Below are 2,103 nucleotides of genomic sequence, written 5' to 3'. Positions count from 1 at the left end.
GATGTTACTGGTGTTACCAGTGTGACTGGAGATACTGCAGTTACAAATGTGAACTAAGCGAATCTCTCACGAATTGCGAAATAGCACAAGAACTGTTTGACATTGTGCAACGACGGCCATTTGGTGTGTCGTCCCCGGCCGCGCGCCGGGCCGGGGGCGCCGGGAGCAAACGGAGTCCCGGCGTCGGGCATTAAGGTGCCTGTTTTCGTAGCCTTTATTAAGGTCAACGTTAAGAGGACCCGTACAGCGCACGCGGCTGACTAGGCGCAATCCTCTCCGGCATGGCAATCTTGATCCGTGAGTACTGTAGAAAGCCTTGTGGGCGAATGGCTGCCCCTGCCCGATGTAGCCCAGCAACTGGATGTCTCTATCACCAAGGTTCATGCATTGCTGGACGAACGTGCGCTGGCGGCCCTGCGGATCGGCGACCGCCGGATTCGCTCCGTGCCGGCAGCTTTTATCCAGGACGGCCACGCCGTGGAGAGCCTCAAGGGCACCATCGTGGTTCTTTCCGACGCGGGCTACTCGGATGAGGAACTCATTGTCTGGCTCTTTACTGCCGACGAATCCCTGCGCGGGCGTCCGATTGATGCCCTGCGTGAAGGACGAAAGACCGAAATCCGGCGCCGCGCGCAGACCATGGCCTGGTAGGCGCGGTCCCTGGGCCCATAACAAAGGCCGTGCTCAGCGTCTGGCGCTGTGCACGGCCTTTGCCGTATCCGGAGATTTGCGGGCGGACTAGGCCGTCCGGCTGACAGCGGCTTCGGCGAGCCTCCGGAGGGCCGTCTTGGGGAGTTCTTCCAGCGGCAGCAGGTCGAGGGCATCGAATGCGGCTGCGCCGAACTGTTCGATCAGGACCTCGGTGGCCTGCAGGGCACCGCACTCAATGATGATGCGGCGGATTTCCTCGACGTCGCCGGCCGTCAGGTCCGGGCTGCCCAGCTTGGCATCGATGAAGGCGGACTCTGCAGGGGCCGCCTGGTCCAGGGCGAAGGCGACCAGCACCGTCCGCTTGCCTTCGCGCAGGTCATCGCCGGCCGGCTTGCCGGTGGTGACAGGATCCCCGAAGACGCCCAGGACGTCGTCGCGAAGCTGGAACGCTTCGCCTAGGGGGAGGGCAAACGCCGAGTAGCCCCGCAGCAGCTCGTCCGATGCGCCCGCGAGGGCACCGCCCAGCGCCAGTGGGTGTTCGGTGGAATACTTCGCCGACTTGAAGCGGATAATCGACTGGGCGCGGCTGACAGCGCCGGCGCGGTCCCGGTGCGGGCCGGCGACCTCCTCAAGGATGTCGAGGTACTGGCCGGCCATAACCTCGGCGCGCATCAGGTCAAAGATGAGCCTGGCCCGGCTGCCGGACGCTGCCCGGTCGCCGATGGCCGTGAACGATTCCTCGCTGAAGGACAGGCACAGATCGCCGGTGAGAATGGCTGCGGCGTGGCCGAAGCGCTCCGGGTCCAGCGCCCAGCCCTGGCTCGCGTGCAGCTCGCTGAAACGGCGGTGCACACTGGGGCCGCCGCGGCGGGTGTCCGAGCGGTCGATGATGTCGTCGTGGATGAGCGCAGCTGCCTGGAACAGCTCCAGCGCCGAGCCCGCGGTGACCACCTCGCCGGCACCTGCCCCGCCGCCGGCTCCCCGCCAGCCCCAGTAGCACATGAGGGCCCGGAGGCGTTTGCCGCCGGTGACGAGGTTGGAGATCGATCCCATCAGCGGATCGATGTCCGTGGAAATGGAGGACATCAGGGTGGCACGTTCGGTCAGGAAATCGGTCAGCTTGCCGGCGACGGCCGCGACAAAGTCGGTCTGCTCAACCCGGAGTTGTTCGGCCAGGCTCACTTGACGGACTCAGCGGCGACGTTGGCGCCAATGGTGAAGGTCGAGACGCCGGCAGCCTCCACGACGGCGAGGTTCACGGTTTCGTTAGTTCCGCGCAGGTAATCCCTCGACGCCACCGAACCCACCGCGCCGCCCGGTACGGCCTTGAAGCCCAGGCCCGCGAGTTTCTTGCTATAGAAGGACACGACGTCGGCCGCGGGCTCGCTGATCTTGGCGACCAGTGCGACGGTCGCGGGGGCGCCGGTTTTGTCAAAGCTGCTGGATTCCACC

General features: G+C 65.2%; 2 protein-coding genes and 1 pseudogene. 1 reads left to right on the top strand and 2 read right to left on the bottom strand.

The genetic code is table 11. The features are described from left to right. Window positions 1–297 precede the first annotated feature (297 nt). Window positions 298–651 carry an Rv2175c family DNA-binding protein gene (locus tag AC1DHD_RS15920; protein WP_476880641.1) on the top strand — a complete coding sequence of 118 codons (354 nt, stop codon included), beginning with the start codon at window positions 298–300 and terminating at the stop codon, window positions 649–651. An 87-nt stretch (window positions 652–738) separates the two neighbouring features. Here the strand turns inward: AC1DHD_RS15920 and AC1DHD_RS15915 are convergent, their stop codons facing one another. Together AC1DHD_RS15915 and AC1DHD_RS15910 are read right to left on the bottom strand one after the other, a co-directional pair. Then, a complete protein-coding gene (locus tag AC1DHD_RS15915; RefSeq protein ID WP_476880640.1) occupies window positions 739–1,833 on the bottom strand; it encodes a polyprenyl synthetase family protein in 1,095 nt (364 codons plus the stop codon). Continuing rightward, window positions 1,830–2,103, bottom strand: a pseudogene (locus AC1DHD_RS15910) (hypothetical protein); the annotation flags it as partial. The pseudogene AC1DHD_RS15910 and the gene AC1DHD_RS15915, both read right to left, overlap by 4 nt.

The organism is Arthrobacter sp. 05L45_2 (genome assembly GCF_056397525.1).
The sequence above is the reverse complement of the archived record's forward strand: the minus strand, read 5'-3'. Positions and strand labels throughout refer to the sequence as shown.